A 22,433-nucleotide genomic window follows, 5' to 3' on the forward strand; every position below is an offset into this window, starting at 1 on the left:
CAAGTGACTTACCCCCCCCTACATGGCATAAAAAAATTATGAATGCACCTTTCTTACTTACCCAACCCAAGTCCGGCATGTTTACAGGGGAAAATCTTAATGAAACCGATTTTCCGCACTTTGTAGTCGAATTGAAACCCGCCAAGCGTAGCAAAATCTGGCAGCTCAAAGAAGCAAACCGCTGTCCGCTCATTGGCACCTGTTTATCGGTGGATGACCTGCTTCGTTTTGCCAAGCGATATCACTTTAAAGCATTGTCCAATGATGCATTCTTGCTGCATATTGAAATGGTGAATTACATGGCTACGAGAAATCCCATCTCCGAAGCTGTCCAGAAGCATCTCGACGCACGCTATCAGCTTTTCATTGCCCGTTTTGAGTCAGCAAAAACGGATGCAGAGGTCCTGAACTTGTGGAAACAATGCTTCACTCATGGAGAAATTGCTGGCGCCTTGTGGGCAGCACTGACTCACAAAGAAGTCAGCGATGAAACCCGAGGGGCAATTTATGCTGACATTCATATGCACGCTCACCAGATGGGGGCAGGCCAGGCAGCCGATGCGCGCCGGTTAATCCAGCTGGAAAAAGATCATGCCGAAATGAAAATCGCGATGGAACAGCAGAAGCAAAAGCATGAGCGCACTGAGGCAAAATTACGCCAGAGACTTCAGGGATGCTTGGCAGAAGCGCAGCATTTGCACCGGGTCGAGAAAAATTTGACGGTGTTGCAGGCACGTCTGGCAACCATAGAATCAGGTAAAACCATGACCGAGATGGGGCAACGCCTGATGAAGCTCACCATTGACAACGAACAGTTACAGACAACAGTCAGGCAACTCGATCAACTCAAGCAATCACTTCAGCTTGCTTGTAACAAAATAGCATCACTGATCCGTGACCGTGAAATACTGACTGAAGAACGGGATACGCTCAAAGCACGGTTGCTGACCGTGACTACCCACGATGTACCTGACGAACTGCCGCATTCCTGTGATGAGCCGCAAATTCAACACGATTGCGTCATTTGTGTAGGAGGACGCATCGCCCTGCTCCCACAGTATCGCTCATTGGCCGAACAACTCGGTATTCATCTGATCCATCACGATGGTGGCCAGCAGGACGCCCTTTCTCGCCTGCCAGAGATGATCAGCCGTGCTGATGCAGTCATCTGCCCCACGGATTGCGTCAGCCATGCTGCCTATTATCAACTGAAGCGTCTGTGTAAACGTAACGGAAAACCCTGTTTATTATTCAGAGGAACGAGCGTTTCCAGCTTTGCCACAGCGCTTGCAAAGCTAACCTCGGGTAAAGCCAGTATCAATAGCGTTGATCTCGATCTCTCTGAGAAAATAACCGAGTAGGTATTTGGCGTAGTTAATTATACTCATCGCAATTCTGAAGTGCATCGGCCGGGCAAGCTTGTTTGTTTCAGTGACGATGATCTTGATCAGCCTTGTTCTAGCAAAAGAAAGCAACCGGCATCAGGCATCATAAAACTGGCTTTCTCGTTCTAACTGCGGAATGAACTTGGCTCAGGATTCGCGTCCCACCCCTTGTTTGTCCAACGGGTCGGGGAGCAAATTTCACTAACGTATCATGAGCTGTTGATAAAGATCTATATATTGGCCCAATGATACGTTAATATTTTGCCTATATTGGACTCATCTTGAAACGTTGTTCGCTTAACCCGGATATTTCATAAATTCGCGTGATGATCACGCAGGATTTTGATTAATAGGGAAGTTTTGAGAAGAAGGGGTGTAGTAATTCATACACCCGACTGAGCAAAATCTTTCTTATTAATCAAAAGGCAAGTGAGGGCACGTGCCAATCTATGAAATATTCGGGTTAAGCACCATGATGAGCATTTAAACATCATTTCAAATAAAGGAATCCGTTACGATGAAAACACGTGCTGCCGTGGCCTGGCAGGCAGGACAACCCCTCACGATTGAGGAAGTCGAGTTGATGGCTCCCAAATCCGGGGAAGTGCTGGTTGAAATCAAGGCAACCGGTATTTGCCATACCGATTATTACACCCTTTCCGGCGCCGATCCCGAAGGGCTGTTTCCAGCCATCCTGGGACATGAAGGCGCGGGCGTGGTGGTGGATACCGGCCCGGATGTCAAGTCGCTGCGACCGGGTGATCATGTCATTCCTCTGTATACGCCGGAGTGTCGTGAGTGCAAGTTTTGTCTGTCCAGAAAAACTAATTTATGCCAGGCGATCCGCAGCACGCAGGGTCGCGGATTGATGCCGGATGCGACCTCCCGCTTCTCACTCAATGGCAAACCGATTCTGCATTACATGGGCACGTCCACCTTTTCCAACTACATCGTCGTGCCAGAAATAGCGCTGGCCAAAATTCGTAAGGATGCGCCGTTCGACAAAGTCTGCTATATCGGTTGCGGGGTCACGACGGGGATCGGTGCAGTGGTATTCACCGCCAAGGTCGAAGTGGGTGCGAATATCGCCGTATTTGGTCTCGGCGGCATCGGCCTGAATGTCATCCAGGGCGCCAGAATGGTCGGTGCTGATAAAATTATCGGCATCGATATCAATCCGGCGCGCGAGGCGATGGCGCGGGAATTTGGCATGACTCATTTTCTCAATCCTCAGGAAACAGAGAATATTGTCGATGCCATCGTACAACTGACCGGCGGAGGCGCCGATTATAGCTTCGAGTGTATTGGTCATACGCAAGTCATGCGCCAGGCACTGGAATGCACGCATAAGGGATGGGGACGCAGCATCATTATTGGTGTGGCGGAAGCCGGTGCTGAAATCAGCACCCGCCCCTTCCAGCTCGTCACGGGCCGTAAATGGGAAGGTTCCGCCTTCGGCGGCGCACGCGGCCGCACCGATGTCCCCAAGATCGTCGATTGGTATATGGAAGGCAAGATCAAGATCGATCCATTGATTACCCATACGCTGAAATTGGAAGATATCAATGAGGGCTTCCAGTTGATGAAGGCAGGCAAATCGATCCGCTCGGTGGTCATTTACTAGCATAAAACGATGACAATACATCTGGAAACGCGCAGCACACACCGCTGTTTTGGCGGCATACAAGGCTTCTATCAGCATCATTCGGCAGTTATCGGCCTGTCGATGCGATTTTCGGTCTATCAGCCGCCTCAGGTTGAGAATGGTCTGGTACCCGTTCTTTTCTTTCTTGCCGGGTTAACCTGCACGGAAGAAACTTTCATGATCAAGGCGGGAGCGCAGCGTATCGCGGCCCAGCTCGGAATAATGCTGGTCAGTATGGATACCAGTCCGCGCCAAACGGGTATCGCTGGTGAAGCCGATGATTGGGAATTGGGTGCGGGTGCGGGATTTTATCTGGATGCGACGGAAGCGCCCTGGTCAAAATATTTCCGTATGGAAAGTTACGTGACGCAGGAACTGTACCAGCTCATTCTGTCGCATTTTCCGGCAGATCAAGATCGTACCGGTATCTTTGGTCACTCCATGGGCGGTCATGGCGCTCTGACGCTCGCATTGCGAAATCCAGGATTATACCGATCCGTATCGGCATTTGCCCCAATTGCCGCCCCGCTCCATTGCCCGTGGGGGCAGAAGGCATTCAGTCATTATCTGGGAGCATCTCCGGAAAACTGGCGCAAACATGACGCGACCGCCTTGATTGCAACAGGTCATCAACTGCCTGCACTGCTCATCGATCAGGGCCTCAGCGACCCTTTTCTGGCTGAGCAACTGCACCCGGATCGTTTTGAAGCAGCTTGCCAGCTAGCCGGACAACCCCTGACATTGCGCCGCCATGAGGGGTATGACCACGGTTATTACTTTATCAGCACCTTCATGGCGGATCATTTACAATATCATTACGATTCGCTTATCTAGCTCGAATATTTCATAAATTGGCACGTGCCAATTTATGAAATATTCGAGCTGGATGTCACATTTAATTAACTGAGTCAGCCACTGCAAGCTCAGTTTGTACCCTTTTCAACCAGACCTCTATCCATTGAGGAATTTCCTCGGCCAGTAAGGGTTTGGAAATAAAATTACCTTGGGCAAGATCACAGCCAGTATGGCGCAGCAAATCCCAGTCATCCCGATCTTCGACACCTTCAGCCACCGCTTCCATATTTAACTGTTTAGCCAATGCCAGACTCGTATCATAGATCACCCGCAATGTCTCATCTTTCCAGGCGCGATGTACGAATCCCTGGTCGATCTTGAGCTCATCAAAGGGAATATCGCGTAATTGCGCCAAAGAAGAATGTCCTGTGCCAAAATCATCGATGGAAAGATGAAAACGCTTTAATCGCAGACGAGTGAGTATCTCAAGCGATACGCGTATATCCCCCATCAGTTGACTCTCGGTGACTTCCAGCACTATTTTATGCGGAGAAATCCCCGTCTCGCCAGCAAGCTTGACCACCAGATCCTGAAAATCCAGGGAAGCCAAATTATCCATGGAAACATTAACAGCGACGCGTAATTCAAACCCAGCCTGCTGCCAGATCTTTGCTTGCGCAAATGCCTTGAGAAGGACTAACCGGGTTAAATCATTGATCAGACCATGGGCCTCTGCCACGCTGATAAACTGGTCTGGAAAAACCAGACCATCTTCAGGATGATGCCAGCGCACCAGGGTTTCCACACCTACCACCGCACCGCTAGCAACCGACACCTTGGGCTGATAATAATTAATCAGCGCACCTTCTTTAATGGCCGTTTTTATTTCTTCTGCGCTATATATTTTTTTAACCTTGGACGGTTTCACTGGCAAGGGGGGTGCCCATTGCGTCAACATAGCCAGGAGTGCCGCAGGTTTGACAGGTTTTTGCAGATAACCCAGCATATGAATTTTATGAGCCTGGACCAATTTCTCGGCTGTTCGCAACATACGCTCATCTTCGCCGCTCACCAGAATCAGGCTCCCCGTAAACTGCCGATCAACAAGGTAACGCACGAATTCGATGCCATCCATTCCCGGCATGTTCAAATCGAGCAATATCAGATCAGGCCGAGTCGATTCATTATCTACCTGCACCAATGCATCATGCCCATTATCGCAGCAAACGACGGAAGTAAATCCCTGGTTTGCCAGCATACGCGTCAATAGTTTGAGCATAAATAGCTCATCGTCAAGAATCAGAATCTTGATCGCAGATCTTTCGAGCATGATGTTCCTTTCCAAAGGAAAAATAATTAGCCATGTTAATTCTATTTCATTCGCTTACCGCATCAGGTAATCGTCTAATCAATCCAGAAAGCACCTTTCTGACGTTGCAAATACCAATGAGCACTCCCCTGTTCTCTGCAGCTGCCATAGCGAAATGAGGGTGGCAGTAAAGGAAATTTAAAGCGTAAATCGTAAAACCAGACACACACGCCTTTCTCAGAGGTGTCAATTCTATCCAATTGCGGGAATATCGCAAACCGCCGGAAATCTGCCAAGGCAGGTTGATGCCAGGCTTCGCGCACCAATGTGGCGTCAGCCGGAGAATCACCAAATCGGTCAAGCTGTTGCCAGTTTGCCATTGTTTGCGGCCGATAAACCGTATCCATCCTTGATAACAGCCCAATATCAGGGAATGGCGCCCAAGAACTACGCCCCAGATTCACTAATAAAATATGGTAGATCTCTCCTTCCGGGACGATAATTTTCCAATTGAAAGGTGAAAAAGGTTGCGGTAACACGCTGATTTCTGCGTGAGTCAGGGCCATTTTCCCGGCATACGCCAGGCCTATATTTTTGGCACGGCCATGCAATGTTCCCAAAAACACGACATAAAAGCCCAGGCAAGCAAGCGCCAAACCAGCGACAGACTGCTTTTGGGGAAAAATCTGGCTCATGACCAGCCCCGAGATGACGATGACGCTGAACCATGGATCAATGACAAACGCCAGCGGTACAGAAAATCGCTCGGTAGAAAAAGGCGCCAACAGCATCAATCCATAAGCAGTGATCAAATCTGCCGCAATGTGAATAGCCATACCCAGGCAGGCCGGTATAAAAAATAGCCGCCATGAATAATGACTGCGTGTCACCCTGGAAAATAACTGCGCCAGCAGAAAGGCCCATAGCGGCAGCATCACCAATGAGTGGGTCGGACCCTGGTGCCAGTTGAGATAGCTCAGGGTATCGACCAACCGTAGCGCAACATCAATATCGGGGAAAGCTGCTGCCGTAAATCCGGCGATAAGACGGGCGCGCAATGGCAGCGCTTGCATCTTCGGCAACACGGGTTCAGCCGCGCGTACCAGCAAGGCGCCGCTTAAGGCGTGGGTCAAGGGATCCATTGCGTTAAGTTATCAGTGAGCCGATTCGTTGGATGGCAAGCTAATTTGATCAACCGGCGTCTCGGTTGCACTGGGCTTGTTATCACCATAAATAACCTGATCTAGCCCCATTGCCAGACTTAGATTGCGATCCAGAAATTGCCGGGTACGACGCGACCCTGGTGATTCGTCCCGCATCCAGAAAAAGAAAGTCATCAGATAGAGAGTGGTCAATACCGACTCCTCCAGCGCCCGTCGCACAAATGTGGCATTGCGTTGTGCCGCCTCGCGTACCCATTGCACAGTGCGGCTGATCCGCATCACGGCGGGAACCTGAATATGGATGTGTCCGGGTTCCAGCTTTGCCAAAATCATTTGTCGCGTCACCTTGCGCTGAACGGCCAGAGCATCCAGCCAAACCATGATGAGACGATGGATACGCTGCTGCGATGTGAGCGCCAGAAAATCAGCCGTATCCGCCTCTCTCAACATGATGCCGTCGGCACGATCGAACCAGGCATCGACCAGATCTTCCTTTTCACGAAAGCAGCCGCGTATCTCATCCAGGGAAATATTCAGCTCAGCTGCAATATCATGAAGACGAACGGCTTCCCACGAAGTACGCGCACCTAATGCAACCGCAGCATTGATAACTGCATCACGAATATTTTCGTTCTCTGTCATCATCCTGATCTCCTTAAGCGATTTCTTCTCAATTGCGAGAATACCTAGAAATACCCAGTTTAATTAGCTAAATCGTCCTTTATCTCCGGTGTGTAAAATGAGAACATGCTCGCCGTATCTTATCTCGATAAAGATAGGATACTCTAATCAATTCAATAAAAATTCATTTCATCAAATTAAACGGGAGGTTATTAACATGAAATATCGCACGAAGCAGTTAATTTTATCTGCCTGCTCGCTTGCCTTGCTTGGCGGCACTCACTTCGCTTTAGCCGATACGGTCAGTGATACCGAGACTCTGCTCAACTGGGCTGAGAAAACTTATCCTCAGTTTTTCCCCAGCCACCAGACTACGCAAAGTATCGAACCCTGGTTATTCAGGCATTATCCTGAAGCAAACATTTATGCAGGCGTCAACAAGCATGAAAACAACGCTTATGTCATGGGCGGTCCATGGGGAAATGAGCCAACGCTCATCGACACACTGCCCAATATCATCAACCATATTGCCGACACGGGCGGCAATGGCGGCATTGCGGCCTGTAACACCGCCAATGTACCTGCCGGACTGGTTTTCACGCAAAAGGACAATATCGTCAATGTCACGACCAATGGAGAATGCATTGAAATTCCCAGCAACACCAATTTTTGTGAAACACCTAAGCAGTCCGCTGAAACCGGTATTTCTGTGCTCAGCGCCAGTAGCGTTGCCACAACGGCATGGAGTGGCATCACATTAAGCATACCATTCGATCCATCGACATTCTCAGCTAGTAACGTTAAACATTGCACCATCCATGCCCCTGCGGAACAAGCCAATCTGATAGTCAATACGGATATCTGCATGGACATGACCAAACAACTTGAAAGTCAGTTAATGCCATTGATTGCGCAGGGGCTCGCTACCGTTACGCCCCCCATCACGTTGACGACTCAATCCACTTTCCAGAGTCAGCAAGTAGCGGACTGCTTCGCTACCGATGCCACTACCATTTACAATGCCGTCACTCAGGAAATGTGGATCAAGGGAGATGGCGGATTTACCAAAATCAATAATTAATTTGTTGATCCGCTGATTAGCATTCGATTAGCAGGACGTGTAGAAAGCTATTGATATCAAGATAGCTTTCTACCTCACCCTTATCCCGAAAATCGGTTATCTCTATCCAATTTTGCGCAACGTCAACAGCGGCGGTTGCGAGAGCGTTGAGTGGGTTCCCACGAGTCCTGCGACTGTCACGCCGATCACCCCGGCCAAAATACCGGCCAACCAGATCCAGGGATTAAAGGTATAAGAAACATGCAATGCATATTTGCTGATCACATAAGCCAGCACGGTTGCGCCGGCTGAGGCAAATATTCCTACCAGACCACCGAGTATGGCGAACTCAGCCGCCCAGGCACGCATTAGCTGCCTGCGTTTAGCGCCCAGCGTGCGGAAAATGGCCGCCTCATAAATCCGCTCATCCTGAGTAGCTGAAATCGCGGCATAAAGCACGATAAAGCCAGCCAGTAAGGTAAACACGAACACGAATTCTATCGCCCTGGATACCTGAGCAATCATTTTCTGCACCTGCTCAATCACGGTCGCCACATCAACTACCAGCAAATTTGGAAAATTCCTGACCAATTCGTGCATGGTGCCCGCTTGTGAAGGCGGTAAATAGAAACTGGTTATATAATTAATCGGATATGCTTCAAGTTGACCGGGGCGCACCACTACAAAAAAATTGACACGGAAAGTATCCCAGTCAACTTTGCGCAGACTCGTAATCGTCGCCTTAAACAAACTGCCAGCGATGTCAAACGTTAATCGATCGCCCAGTTTGACTCCAATCGTTTCGGCGATTTCCTCCTCCATGGATAGCTCGTTATCCAGCGAATCCCCGCTCTGCCACCAGCGGCCCGCCACGATCTCATTATCCGGCCGCAGCTCATTTATCCAGGATAGATTGAATTCACGGTTCAGCAGCTGCTTCTTGCGTGCCTCAGCAGCATCATCCCCCACTTGCACCGGATAATCGTTAATAGTCACCAGACGACCGCGCACCATCGGATATAAATCCGGCTGCCTCATGCCGCGCTGCGCAAAAAATTCTGCCAGGGGTTGTAACTGATCTGTCTGAATGTTGAGCAGAAACCGATTAGGCGTATTGGGCGGCAAGCTGGTCCGCCAGTCTTTCAGTAAATCATTCTGAATCAAGGTCAGGACCAGCATCGCCATTAAACCCAGCCCTAATGCAATCGCCTGAACGACACTGGCAATGGTCCGCCGCCGGATATTGGCCAATCCGTAACGCCACGCACTCGCACCCTGCGGCCGCACAAGCAGCAATAGCTTAATCAATAGCCAGCCGAATAATGCAAAAATCGCGATAGCTGCCAGAAATCCGAGCATTACCAAGATCCCCAGACGGAGTTCACCTGCCTCCCATATGAATAAGATAGACAGCGCCAGCAGGCCAAACGCATAACCCGCCAGGCCATGCAGATTGGTCATGCCAATATCGCGGCGCAATACCCGTAATGCAGGAACACGCCGTAAATTGAGTAACGGCGGCAAGGAAAAACCGAGCAACAACACCATTCCACTCAATAACCCATGCACAGCAGGCAGTCCACTGGGCCAAGGTAACGAGGTATCAACCAGGCCAGCCAGCCAACGCGCAAGAAATTCTTGCGCCACAAAACCCAGCAAGCAGCCTAGCCCGCTCGCCATCCATCCCAGGGTAAGGAAATGATACAGATACAGACGCAATATCGTCGACTGACTGGCTCCCAGGCAGCGCATGATAGCGCAACCGTCGAGGTGGCGCTGAATGAAGCGGCGCACAGCAAGCGCGACAGCAGCGGCGGCTACCACCACACTCGCCAGGGCAGCCAGGCTCAAAAATTTTTCTGCGCGCTCCAAGGCTGATCGGATTTCCGGACGCGCATCACGTATACCTTCAATGCGCTGTCCAGGGACGAGCTGAATCTGCGCCCAGCTGCGAAACTCGGCAACCTGCTCTTCTTCGCCCGCGACCAGCAATTGATAAGTCACACGGCTACCCGGCTGGATCAGATCGGTACCTGCCAGATCATCTGCATTCATCACCAATCTTGGGCCCATATTGACAAAACCGACGGAATGATCCGGCTCGCGGGCGATCACCGCAGCCACGGTCATTTGAGTAGCGCCCACTTCCAGTTTCTCACCTGGCGCAATCTCGAGTCCAGCCATCAATTTTTCATCGATCCATACCGTGCCTGAAGCAGGAATATCGGTCGCAACATGGGTGATTTGTTCCGTAATGATTTCACTGGTATCGCCAGCAAGCCTCAATTCACCCCGCAGCGGATAACCAGGCGACACTGCCCTGATCTCGGTCAGGAGATTATTTTCTTCCTTGCCCGTCATACTGGGGAATCGGGTCAATGTTGCAATTTTTAAACCGAGCTGCCTGGCTTTATCAGCATAGCTGGCTGGCAAAGGGCGATCGCCCATGATCAGCAGATCGGCTCCCAGTAATCGGTTACTTTCTCTGGAAAGGGCAAGCTGCACCCGGTCTGAAAAAAATCCAACCGTAGTGATGCTGCCCACCGCAATCATCAGCGCCAACGCAAGAATGCGCAATTCGCCTGCGCGCCAGTCGCGATGCAGCATACGTAAGGAGAGTCGAAAAAGATTCATAGAGATTATTCCATCAAAAATTCTCAGCGTCATATTCAGGCCATTCTTCCAGGAAACGCCATCAACCTTTCAAGAGATCGGCATGCTCAGGTTGCTCGCTGATTTGAATCGGCCCCTTTCCTGAAAATCGATCGAGATAAAGGTAAATCACTGGCGTGATAAACAGAGTAATCACCTGGGAAAATAATAACCCACCGATCACTGCCAGCCCCAACGGCTGACGCAGCTCGGCACCCGCACCCAAGCCCAAGGCAATCGGCAGTGCGCCCATCATGGCTGCGAGCGTCGTCATCATGATCGGACGGAAACGCAACAGGCAGGCTGTACGAATCGCTTGATAGGGTGACAGACGCTGCTCACGTTGGGCATCCAGCGCAAAATCGATCATCATGATGGCATTTTTTTTGACAATGCCGATAAGCATTAAAATACCGATCATAGCGATGATGGAAAGCTCGATATGGAATAACCATAATATGCCCAATGCACCGACGGCTGCAGAAGGCAGACCGGAAAGAATGGTAATGGGATGAATGTAGCTTTCGTATAACACCCCGAGTAACACGTAAATAACCAGCAATGCAGCCGCAATCAGTAGGATCTGGCTTGTTTGCGAAGATTGAAAAGCTGCGGCATCGCCTGCAAAGCTAGTCAGAATGCTGTCAGATAGATTCATTTCCTGCTCGAATTGTTCGATCAGCTTGGCGGCATCCCCCAAAGCAGCGCCCTGCGCAAGATTAAACGAGATCGTCAGAGACTCAAGCTGTCCCACATGGTTAATTGCCAATGGCCCCATTTCGCGTACTACTGTAGCCACACTCGACAGGGGCACCAGCGCACCATTCTTTGCTCGCAAATGAATGGCGTGAAAAGCGCTTTCGTCGGTACGATACTCTCCTGCAACCTGCAGAATGACCCGATAACTATCACTCGAAGTAAAAATGGTTGAAACCTGCCGTTCGCCAAACGCGCTATAGAGCGCCGATCGAATCGCACCAATTTCCACGCCGAGTAAATTGGCTTTATCGCGATCAATCTCGAGCCGAGCCTGAAGTCCCTTGAGTTTCAGGTCGCTGGTAACATCCCGGAAAACCGCATGCTGCTGCATACGCGACATCATGGCATCAGCTGTCATGTATAGATCCTCGGCGCGCACGCTGCGCATCACATATTGATAGCGACTTTTGCTCGGCATACTGCCAATCCTTAGATTCTGTGTGGGTGTCATGAATATCTTGACACCAGGGATATCGCGTACCCCCTGGCGCAGCACTTCCAGCACTTTACTCATTGGTGGGCGTTCGCTATGCGGCTTAAGGCCGATAAATATCCGTGCACTATTGGCGCCTTCTGTAAAGGTAATGGTATTGTCGACAACAGCATTGGCCCGAATGATCTCATTCGTGTGCTCTACTAACCGGGTCAAGGCAGGAAAAGAAATATCTTCTGCTGCTTCAATGGCAATCATGAGCCGACCCGTATCTTCTTCAGGAAAGAATCCTTTGGGCAGCACGATAAAAAGCGCAGCCGTTGCAGCCAGGGTACTCATGGCAACGCCCAACACTGTTCGCCGATGACGCAAGGCCCAATCCAGCAAATACGTGTAAGCCGCCAGTAAGTGATTAAATCCGTTTTCAAACCATTGCGTCAGCCGCATACTCCGCTCCCCCGCTGAATGCGGCGTCAGATAACGGCTCGCCATCATGGGAATAAGCGTCAGTGAAACAACTGCCGACATGAGCACCGCAATACTCACGACCGCGGCAAACTCGTGGAACATCATGCCGATCACCCCTGGCATGAAAAAAACCGGGATGAATACCGCTACCAGTGAAATAGAGATCGATACGATGGTAAAGGTAATCTCCCTCGATCCGCGTAATGCAGCCTGCAGCGGCGATAAACCTTTCTCGATGTAGCGCACGATGTTTTCCAGCATCACAATGGCGTCATCCACCACCAACCCGACCGCAAGGGTAATGGCCAGCAGGGAAATATTATCCAGCGTATAGTCAAAAATGCGCATGAACGCTACCGTGCTCAGTAACGAGATAGGCAGTGACAGCGCCGGAATAAGTGTAACAGTGGGTTTACGCAGAAATAGAAACATGACTAGGATGACGAGAGCAACCGTTAATCCAAAAGTCAATTGCACGTCAAAGATTGCTTCCCGGATCGACTGAGCACGATCAAGGAAAAAGGCCAATTGAACAGAAGGCGATAATTGCGCGTTGATTCCGGGCAAGGCTGCTTTGACCGCATCGACGGTTGATACGACATTTGCTCCAGGTTGCGCATAAACAAGCAAGATGATAGATGGTTGGCCATTTGTCCAGCTAGCAGTCTTGACGGATTCCACACTGTTTTCAACAGTCGCCACTTCTGACAATCTGACCGGATGACCGCTGGGGGTGGTAGCAATGATCAATTCTGCAAAGGCATCAGCATTATCAAGTTGGCGATTGGCTTGAATGATCAGCGTCTGCCGAGGTCCATCCAGTGTTCCCACGGGTGAATTATTATTGGCCGTCGCCAATGCAGCGGCAATATCATCCACCGTTAAGTTGCGTGCTGCCAGTGCCAGCGGATTGACCTGCACTCGCACCGCATACTTCTTCTGTCCATTGACACGTATCTCTCCTATTCCGGGAAGGGTAGACAAGGTCGGCACAATCAGTTTGTCAGCGAAGTTATTTAACTCCGGAAAAGGCATCGTGTCAGATGTCAGCGAAAGGATCGTAATCGAAGTATCGGCTGGATTAACTTTCCGATAGGAAGGCATCATCGTCATTTCAATCGGTAGGGATTGCTGTGCCCGCAATAATGCTGCCTGGACATCTACTGCAGCACTATCCATATCACGGTCCTGATTAAACTCCAGGGTCACCACGGTATTCCCTTGAGTACTGGTTGAGCTGATGACTGATAAACCGGCAATCGCTAAAAACTGACGCTCAAGGGGAGTGGCTACTGCCGAAGCCATCGTATCCGGGCTAGCGCCCGGCAACATGGCATTTACCGTAATGGTGGGCGTATCAAAACGGGGTAATGCCGCAATAGGAATACCACTATAGGCAAGGAGGCCTGCAATGACTGCTGTCAGGGACAACAATATTGTCATCACAGGACGGCGAATACACAATTCTGCCAGATTCATCACTCGCCTAAAGAGGTTGAGAACTTCTATCCTCTGAACCAGATTTCAACTTGGCTTGATCAGACGGAAGTATTTTCCTGCAAATTCTGCTCTCGCTCACTATACTGCCGGAACGAAGATTCTGAGCGCCTTCAATCACCACACACCGGCCCAGCCCTATCCCTTCTACCACCGCGATACCCTCCTGAATTAACCTGACATTGACCGGCTGTGGAATGACTTGATTATTCTCCTCAACGACAAAAAGAAATTGACCATGCGATCCGGTTTGCAGGGCCTGGGCGGGAACAGTCAATGCATTAGTCAACACACTGGATATCAGTGTGACATTGGCAAACATGCCCGGCCAGAACTTCCCGTCGGCATTAGCGAATTCAGCCTTGACCTGTATCGTGCCGCTGGCGGTATCGACCGCGCTGTCAATAAATACCACACGCCCCTCTCGCTCCTGTTGGTCGGGCAGATTAAGCTGGGCACTGACAATCACTTTCTTCCTGGCAAGAGCTTGTTTCAAGGCGCCCAACTCGCGCTCGGGCAGTACAAAGCTCACATAAATCGGGTCAATCTGCGTAATGCTCACCAGCATGGAGGCTTCAGGTCGCACCAGACTCCCCGGATAAACCTGGATCGCACCGGTACGTCCCGCAATCGGCGCAACAATCTCACCATAGTCACGGGCGACACGATCTGCCTGTACTGCAGCCTGATCGAAACTCAGTTGATTCTGCAGCAAATCAACCTGATTTTCCGCAACATCAAGTGCTGCCTGCGAAATAAATTTTTTGTAGAACAATTCTTTTTGACGATTGAAATTACGCTGGGCATTCTGCAATTCGACGCGTGTCTTGGCAAGTTGGGCAGTGGACTTGGCCAGATTGGCTTCCTGCGCACGAGTATCCAGTGTGAACAGCCGCTCTCCCTTGCTCACGAACTGGCCTTCCTTGATATGGACTGCTTTGATCGTGGCAGAAACCTGCGGACGCACCTCAACGGTTTGTATAGAAGATACCGTACCTTTGATCTTGATTTTGACCGGCACATCATGTTGCGCTACTGCAGCTGTCACGACTGGAACGGCTTTGGTTTCAGTTCGGATGTGGGTTGCAGCAGGATCAGGAGCGCGCAGAAACCAGAAACCGGCTGCCAGTGCAACGAGCAGAAAGCTCATGATGGCAGTCTTCAAACGTCTTTTGCCGGTTGCTGCCACTTTTTGGGAAATCGTTGCTTCCAATACTTTATTCCGTGATTAAGCTGTTAAGAAAGCTTGGCGTAACCCTTTCAATTAACTATCCTGCCACTGGCCATGCGTATCCGCCTGGAACAACGACTGGATAATGCTTCATCATGGGTCACGAGCACCAGTGTAGTCCCTCGTTCACGATTCAATTCAAACATGAGCTCAATGATTTGGGCGCCTGTAGCAGAATCGAGATTACCGGTGGGTTCGTCGGCGAATAACATTTTGGGTTGCGTTACAAAAGCGCGGGCAATCGCAACACGTTGCTGCTCACCACCCGAAAGTTGCCTGGGATAATGTCTTAGCCGCATCCCCAGCCCGACACGCTCGAGCAACTCCTGAGCCGCTCGCCTGCTATCGTTTACACCGGAAAGTTCCAATGGCAGCATCACATTCTCAATTGCAGTCAATGGAGGCAGTAGTTGGAAAGACTGAAACATAAAGCCGAGCAACCTACTCCGTAAAGCTGCTCGTTCATCCTCATCCAACAGGAAGATATCCACGCCATCCAGATAAACATGACCACTAGTCGGAACATCCAGTCCTGCCAGTAGTCCTAGTAAGGTAGATTTGCCGGAACCAGAAGCGCCTACTACGGCGATCGATTCACCTGCATTTACTTCCAGGTTAATATCCTGCAGAATCGTTAATTGATTATCCCCGGTATCAACCTGTTTAGTTAAGGCGCTTGCTTGTACGATAAGGTGTGCCGCTTGTTTGGCACGATTATTCATCATGAAAAATTTTTTAATCATTCTTTTTTTTCTATTCAATATTGCTTCTTACGCAGTAGCCAGCCTAGCTAATGGCACGACCGTAATGATTTTTGGAGATAGTTTATCAACCGGTTATGGTTTGCCGGCAGAAGCTGGATGGGTGAATCTGCTTAAGCAGCGTATGCAAGCGCTCTCCCCTCATTATCAGGTAATCAACGTCAGTATCAGCGGTGAAACAACACTGGGCGGACGCAATCGTATCGGGCATGCCCTGAAAACGCATCACCCGGATATCATTATCATCGGATTAGGTGGCAACGACGGACTGCGCGGCGCATCCATTCAATCCATTTACGATAATCTGGAAGCCATCATTCAAGCTTGCCAACAAAATAACGTCACGCCGCTGCTGGCGGGTATGCAGCTACCGCCCAATTATGGCATAGCCTACACTCAAAAGTTCCGCAATATTTATCCCCAGCTCGCTGAACGCTATCAACTGAAACTCATCCCTTTTCTACTGGCTGGATTTGGTGACAAGCGCGATTTTTTCTTGGCTGATGGCATTCATCCTGATGCACAAGCACAAAAATTGATTACTGAGAATGTTTGGGAAGTGTTACACCCCATACTGGAATCAAACTACTCTTCTGCACAGAAAGAAATACAAATTGAACCTGCGTTTAATAACTAATACTAATCTGATCAAAAGAACAGGATGATTTTAATCTTCACTTTGCATGCTCCTCATCCAACCTATGCAGGAAGGCTTTCAGATCACCGGTCAGCGGTGCTTCCAGGTGAATACTTTCACCTGTAGCGGGATGCATCAACTCCAAGCTGCCCGCATGCAGAAACATGCGCTTTAAGCTCAGTCCCTGTTCACCTTTCATCAACTGTTTGTTCAGCTCAAAATTACCGTATTTATCATCTCCTGCGATAGGAAAACCAAGATGCGCCAAATGAACTCGGATTTGATGAGTACGGCCAGTTTTCAATTCCGCCTCCAGCAAACTAAAATTTTGCCAATTTTTCTTCAAAGTAAACACGGTGTGGGCTGGCAGTTCTTTTCTTTCCTCACTTTTTCCTGAAACAACCGTCACTCGCCGCTCTCCGTCAGCGGTAACATATTTATTAAGCGATAATTTGACACTCTGCTTAGCATTGCGCCACTTACCGCTGACAAGCACCCAATAGTGTTTCTGCACAACCCCCTCGCGAATTTGCCGATGCACCTCGACCAATGCGCTACGTTTTTTAGCAAGCAGCAAGACCCCGGAAGTTTCCCGATCCAGGCGATGCACCAGTTCCAGAAATTTCCAGTCCGGATAACGTGCACGTAATTGCTCAATCACACCATGGCTAATGCCACTCCCGCCATGTACCGCTATCCCCGATGGCTTATTAATAGCCAGCAGCCATTCATCTTCAAACAATACCTCGAAAGCGATAAAATGAGGCTTCGCCATTCTTTTGATACTTTGCAAAGAACTGCCCTTGGATACTCTAATCGGCGGAATACGCACCTTATCATTCCGCTGTAACCGGTAATCGGCATTGATACGTTTGCTGTTGACGCGGACCTGGCCACTACGCAAAAGTTGATAAACATGGCTCTTAGGCACCCCTTTAAAACGCTTAAAGAAAAAATTATCGATGCGCTGCCCATCGGCTTCTTCATCGATATTTTCTACACTGACGCTGGCTATATCTGGCATAATATTTTTGCCTGACGCTTTAATTTTACCTATACTTTTCAAATTGGAATTCCGATATATACCCCTATACTACATAAATCATGTGCCGGATACATGATGAACATGATTACACCGGGTAATAATTAACTCACTCGATAGTTTTGAAGTGTTGAAGAAAATCAGCACTGATTTGGTTAATGTCGCTCACCACCTAAAGTAGCGATAGTAATTGATTTGCGCGCTCAAAGCACCTATGAATTTTAGTTTCTGGTTTCGTAGTACCCGTCGACGGGATAGACTTTGTCGAAACCCTGTATAACTTGATTTCAATCCTGTTTCCACAGTATGCAGGAACCAAGATACAAACTGGAAATTGGCCAATCTTCAAGGATAGGAAAATTAAAGAAGGTCTGAATAAGTGAATAAGAGAAATAAAGTGGGAAGCACCCGGGACATAAGACCCGAGCAAACGAGCAGAACGAGTTTCAATAAAACGAGCGAAGCAAATTTTGGCGAAACCCATACTATCTGGATACGTCAGGGGATCAAATCCTGCGATACGGCAATGTGCCATTATAGCCACTCCATATAGACCTTTCTTAATACCATGACCCAATTATCTGAACAATAAATTCTATTATGCGTAAACGATAGGAAGCTATGCTGTCTAGATGCAGCAATCTGCCCGTGAATTGAGCGCGGGAGGCATAAAATGAAACGCATGTTATTCAATGCGACACAGCCAGAAGAGCTGCGTGTCGCAATTGTAGATGGACAAAAACTGATTGATCTCGATATTGAGACAGTTGGTAAAGAGCAACGTAAAAGTAATATTTATAAAGCAATTATCACCCGACTAGAACCCGGACTGGAAGCCGCCTTTGTTGATTACGGCGGAGACCGCCATGGTTTCCTACCCTATAAGGAAATTTCCCCTACCTGCTTCGGCGAGGATGTAGACTTACCGAGTCATCGTATTCAAGGTTTACTCCGAGAAGGTCAGGAGCTAATCGTTCAAGTAGATAAGGATGAGCGCGGCACTAAAGGTGCTGCGTTGACTACCTATATCTCCCTGGCAGGACGTTATCTGGTCTTGATGCCTAATAATCCCCATGGTGGAGGTATTTCCCGTCGCATCAGCGCGGAAGAACGCACTGAGCTGCGCGATGTCATCTCGCACCTGCAGGTTCCGGCCGGAATGAGCATTATTGCACGTACTGCAGGCATTGGCCGCAATGAAGAAGAGTTACAGTGGGATTTAAACTATCTGACGCAACTTTGGCACGCGATTGAAGAAGCCGCCAAAAATCAAAGGGGCGTCTTTCTGATTTACCAGGAAAGCAGTCTGGTCATTCGTGCCATTCGCGATTATTTTCATCATGAAATTGGTGAAATTCTGGTTGATAATCCTGAAATTTATGAGCAGGCGTGTCAATTTATGGCTCACGTTATGCCGGGTAATGTCGATCGACTCAAATTGTATCAGGACGATGTACCGTTATTCTCCCGCTTCCAAATTGAACATCAGATAGAGACGGCCTACTCCCGGCAAGTATCGCTACCTTCAGGCGGGGCGATCGTAATTGACCACACAGAAGCACTTGTTTCGATTGACGTCAATTCGGCGCGAGCCATTCGCGGCACTGACATTGAAAACACCGCGCTTAATACCAATCTGGAAGCTGCAGATGAAGTTGCCCGGCAACTTCGTCTGCGTGATCTAGGAGGGCTCGTTGTTATTGATTTCATTGACATGGAAATCGCCCGCAATCAACGTGAAGTAGAGTCGCGTCTACATGAAGCGCTGCACTTTGATCGTGCGCGCGTTCAGGTTGGAAAAATCTCACGTTTTGGGCTGTTGGAACTATCGCGACAGCGCTTGCGCCCCTCCCTTGGAGAAAGCAACTATATCACTTGCTCACGTTGTCATGGTACGGGACACATACGCGGCACCGATTCGTCTGCCCTGCATATTCTTAGAATCATCCAGGAAGAAGCCATGAAAGAACATACCAGTGCGCTGCACGTGCAGTTACCTGTAGATGTGGCTACGTTCCTGCTAAACGAGAAACGTTCTGATATTCATAATATCGAAGCACGCTTAAAAGTTAATATTATCCTCATTCCTAATATCTATCTGGAAACGCCAAATTATAAAATTACCCGGCTGCGCCATGAGGATATCAAATCAACAGAAATGCATGCCAGTTATGAGATGGTAGAGAAAGTTGCGGAGGAAATTGTCCTTCCGTCAACCACGCAGGAAACGAAACCAACACGTCCCCAGGCAGCGGTCAGAGGAATCACACCGGCACGGCCTGCGCCGCTACGTGAAGAAAAGCCTCGCGAGCAGATCTCATTTCTAGATAAATTCTTTGGCTGGTTCAGACCAGCCGACCATGAACACGCGCAAGCAGAACCCACTCTAAGCAATCATAAGGAAAGGTCCCAATATCGCGAGCGAGGGCGGGGACGGCGAGATCGTGGCCGGGGTGGACGCAGTAAAGAGATGCTCGCTCACGAACAACGCAAGCGTCACGACCTTAATGAACCGTTGAGTGAATCACCTCATGAATTAGCCGGTGCCCTGCTTGAGGAACGGATGACTCCTGAGCACAATGGAGAGGTCGTACAAGAAAATCATGAAAGCCAGACTGCTCGAAGAAAACAGATTCACCCACCGCGTGAAGAACAAGCACTCGCTGAAACGGAACTACCGGCAGAAGAAGTGATCCCGGCAATTGAAGCATCCCATGAACAAGTGGAAGAACGGACACGCTCACGCCGACGCCGTGGAGGACGGCAACGTGTCCGTACTGAACGATTCCGTGCCAATAGAGAAACTGAAATTGAAAATTCTGCTCCCTTAGAACAATCTGAGCCAGAAAACCACTCCGGTGGTCAGGCGGCAACGCAGAAGCTCATTACCTTTAAGGCAGAAAGTATCGCATCCGAGATGAGCGAATCTAGCCAACAATCTGAATCAGCAGATCGTTCTCCTGATCTTTTGACAGCCTCGCCTGCTCCCATCACCCAGCTTGACTCAACAGAGGAGCGCATTCCGGTTCCAGCAGAACATGAACCTCCTGCTCCCCAACCCAGTTCACCTCAATTATCGGAACCACGTGCCGTTATCGAATTACCGGATTTGAGCAAAAGTGGCCTAGTCATGATTGAGACTGCTCCTGATAAAGTTTCTGAAACCGTGGAAGAGCTGAGTCCTCCCAGGAGGCCACGACGTAAGCCAGCAGCCTCAAAAACGATTCAATCTGAGCCATTGGTCCAGGTAGAAACAAAAAATTAATTTTTTGAATAAGAAGGGGAAAAGCAACCATCCCCTTCCTTTAAAGAAACCCAGGATACGCTGTCAAGGATGGAGGCAATGCGTTAGGCCGCAAAGTAGCGGGTAGCTCGATATCGGCTATTATCGCCCCTCTCCATGCGCTCCATACCATGCAAATAGACAGAGACAGGTAGATCAGTAATCATCTTAATTCAATGAGGTAACGATATGAGTGATTTTCCCGAATACGATGAAATCCATGCTATCTCAGACATCCATATGGGCGGCAACAGGCTGGATTTTCAGATTTTGCGTGAAACCAAGCGCCTTGCCAACTATATCGGCTGGGTTGGGCGGCAACGGTCCGGGGGACGTGTAGCGTTGGTATTAAATGGTGACATCATCGATACACTGGCCGAAGACATTCACGGCTACGTTGCCGTTGACGAAGCGGTTGCCACCATCCAGCGAATCATGAAAGACCCATCCTTTACCGGCATATGGAAAGCCTTGGCTGATTTCGTCAAGCTGGAAGGACATACGCTGATCATCATTATTGGTAACCACGATATCGAATTATCTTTTCCTATTGTTCAACGTTTGATTATTACGTATCTGGCAGGAGCTGATCTGGCAGCCCGTGCGCGTATTGAATTTTCTACGACCGGCGCAGGCTACACTTGCATGGTAGGAAATGCGCGCGTCTATTGCACTCATGGCAATGAAGTCGATGCTTGGAATTACAACCGTTACGAAGATTTGGCGAAAGTGGGACGACGTTTGAATGTCAGCCGTTCGCTTGATCCCAGTGAATGGTATCCCAATGCCGGTACACGCATGGTCAAGGAAGTCATGAACGACGTGAAGCGCAGGTTTGCCTGGATTGATCTGCTTAAGCCCGAAACTTCCGCAGCCATCGGCACCTTACTGGTACTTGATCCATCGCAAGTCAGTAAAATTGGCAAACTGCTATCGATCGTCGGCGAAAAAGTACAAGGGCAAAAACAAGCCGACCAACGCCTGTCGGCTGAAGGTTTTCAGCAGCCCAGTCAGGATACCACTCTGCCATTTACCGCCGATCGTTTATTGGGACCCAACCTTAAAGCTGGAATATTAGGTGCAAAAGCATCCGATGGACGTAGTGCTGAAGATATGTTACTGGCCGCGGAAGAAAACTTTAATCGTCCGAATGCGAATATCGCAGCAGCAGCCGACAGCACCTTGGGCACGCCGCAACTCATCCTGGACAGTTTAACCGGCTGGATGAGAGGTGTCGGCAAAGATGAAGCACTACGCCGTGCGCTAAAAGACTGGCTGGCAAACGACAAAACATTCGACATATCCGATCAGGACGATACCTATAAACAAGTGACCGCTGCCGTGGGATCGCCGATCGACTTTATCATTACCGGCCATACCCATCTTGAACGCGCAATCGACATGGGGGGCGGACGCTATTATTTCAATAGTGGCACGTGGATCCGGTTATTGCAGTTTACCGGAACCATGCTGAAAGACACGGCCTCCTTCAAGCCAGTGTACGATGTGCTCATCAATGGCAAAATGGAAGTCATTGATCAGGCCAAATTTGGCAACGAACCTTTCGTAATGGATCAGACCAGCGCTGTGTCGATCAGGGAGGAAAACGATAGCGTAGTGGGTAGATTGACGCATGTGGTGGGTGACGGTTCAGGCACGCCCGTTGAGATAAAAAAATTTACGGGGAAGTGA

The 22,433-nt window shown here is 49.4% G+C and carries 15 protein-coding genes; 7 read left to right on the forward strand and 8 right to left on the reverse strand.

The window, feature by feature from the left end:
* Positions 1-38 precede the first annotated feature (38 nt).
* The 3 genes from BLP80_RS03865 (at position 39) to fghA (ending at position 3,864) form a co-directional block, all read left to right on the forward strand.
* Positions 39-1,361 carry a DUF2325 domain-containing protein gene (locus BLP80_RS03865; RefSeq protein WP_176754260.1) on the forward strand — a complete coding sequence of 441 codons (1,323 nt, stop codon included), beginning with the start codon at positions 39-41 and terminating at the stop codon, positions 1,359-1,361.
* A 541-nt stretch (positions 1,362-1,902) separates the two neighbouring features.
* Positions 1,903-3,009 (forward strand): S-(hydroxymethyl)glutathione dehydrogenase/class III alcohol dehydrogenase, encoded by a 1,107-nt coding sequence (locus BLP80_RS03870; protein WP_090540339.1) that lies wholly within the window; start codon positions 1,903-1,905, stop codon positions 3,007-3,009.
* A gap of 9 nt (positions 3,010-3,018) precedes the next feature.
* Positions 3,019-3,864, forward strand: a complete 846-nt coding sequence (gene fghA / locus BLP80_RS03875) for an S-formylglutathione hydrolase (protein WP_090540341.1) — start codon at positions 3,019-3,021, stop codon at positions 3,862-3,864.
* A gap of 61 nt (positions 3,865-3,925) precedes the next feature.
* Here the strand turns inward: fghA and BLP80_RS03880 are convergent, their stop codons facing one another.
* The 3 genes from BLP80_RS03880 to BLP80_RS03890 form a co-directional block, all read right to left on the reverse strand.
* Entirely contained in the window at positions 3,926-5,155 is a 1,230-nt protein-coding gene (locus BLP80_RS03880; protein ID WP_090540343.1) for an EAL domain-containing response regulator, read from the reverse strand.
* 74 nt (positions 5,156-5,229) lie between these two features.
* Complete coding sequence (locus tag BLP80_RS03885) at positions 5,230-6,276, reverse strand: metal-dependent hydrolase (RefSeq protein ID WP_090540345.1); 1,047 nt, start codon at positions 6,274-6,276, stop codon at positions 5,230-5,232.
* Positions 6,277-6,288: 12 nt separating this feature from the next.
* Positions 6,289-6,942 carry a TetR family transcriptional regulator gene (locus tag BLP80_RS03890; RefSeq protein ID WP_090540346.1) on the reverse strand — a complete coding sequence of 218 codons (654 nt, stop codon included), beginning with the start codon at positions 6,940-6,942 and terminating at the stop codon, positions 6,289-6,291.
* A gap of 193 nt (positions 6,943-7,135) precedes the next feature.
* On the opposite strand from BLP80_RS03890, the gene BLP80_RS03895 reads away from it, so the two are divergent.
* Positions 7,136-7,999, forward strand: coding sequence for a hypothetical protein (locus BLP80_RS03895; protein WP_090540348.1), 864 nt, complete (start codon positions 7,136-7,138; stop codon positions 7,997-7,999).
* Positions 8,000-8,101: 102 nt separating this feature from the next.
* Here BLP80_RS03895 and BLP80_RS03900 read toward each other — a convergent pair whose 3' ends face one another.
* From BLP80_RS03900 to BLP80_RS03915, 4 genes are all read right to left on the reverse strand, one after another.
* The gene (locus tag BLP80_RS03900; RefSeq protein WP_090540443.1) at positions 8,102-10,612 is read right to left on the reverse strand and encodes an ABC transporter permease; all 2,511 of its coding nucleotides are present in this window, start codon (positions 10,610-10,612) and stop codon (positions 8,102-8,104) included.
* Positions 10,613-10,673: 61 nt separating this feature from the next.
* The gene (locus BLP80_RS03905; RefSeq protein WP_090540352.1) at positions 10,674-13,769 is read right to left on the reverse strand and encodes an efflux RND transporter permease subunit; all 3,096 of its coding nucleotides are present in this window, start codon (positions 13,767-13,769) and stop codon (positions 10,674-10,676) included.
* Positions 13,770-13,776: 7 nt separating this feature from the next.
* Positions 13,777-15,000, reverse strand: a complete 1,224-nt coding sequence (locus tag BLP80_RS03910; protein WP_256324940.1) for an efflux RND transporter periplasmic adaptor subunit — start codon at positions 14,998-15,000, stop codon at positions 13,777-13,779.
* Between the two features lie 47 nt (positions 15,001-15,047).
* Positions 15,048-15,740, reverse strand: coding sequence for an ABC transporter ATP-binding protein (locus BLP80_RS03915; protein WP_090540354.1), 693 nt, complete (start codon positions 15,738-15,740; stop codon positions 15,048-15,050).
* Position 15,741: 1 nt separating this feature from the next.
* On the opposite strand from BLP80_RS03915, the gene BLP80_RS03920 reads away from it, so the two are divergent.
* Positions 15,742-16,416: an arylesterase gene (locus BLP80_RS03920; protein WP_090540356.1), complete on the forward strand. Its 675-nt coding sequence runs from the start codon at positions 15,742-15,744 to the stop codon at positions 16,414-16,416.
* Between the two features lie 37 nt (positions 16,417-16,453).
* On the opposite strand, the gene BLP80_RS03925 is transcribed toward BLP80_RS03920, so the two are convergent.
* Positions 16,454-17,440 carry an RluA family pseudouridine synthase gene (locus BLP80_RS03925; RefSeq protein ID WP_090540447.1) on the reverse strand — a complete coding sequence of 329 codons (987 nt, stop codon included), beginning with the start codon at positions 17,438-17,440 and terminating at the stop codon, positions 16,454-16,456.
* A 691-nt stretch (positions 17,441-18,131) separates the two neighbouring features.
* On the opposite strand from BLP80_RS03925, the gene BLP80_RS03930 reads away from it, so the two are divergent.
* Positions 18,132-20,723, forward strand: coding sequence for an Rne/Rng family ribonuclease (locus BLP80_RS03930; RefSeq protein WP_090540358.1), 2,592 nt, complete (start codon positions 18,132-18,134; stop codon positions 20,721-20,723).
* Positions 20,724-20,930: 207 nt separating this feature from the next.
* On the forward strand, positions 20,931-22,433 hold the full coding sequence (locus BLP80_RS03935) for a metallophosphoesterase (RefSeq protein ID WP_090540360.1): 1,503 nt from the start codon (positions 20,931-20,933) through the stop codon (positions 22,431-22,433).

Origin of the sequence: Nitrosomonas sp. Nm132, from assembly GCF_900100485.1 — a bacterium.
Lineage (GTDB): Bacteria > Pseudomonadota > Gammaproteobacteria > Burkholderiales > Nitrosomonadaceae > Nitrosomonas.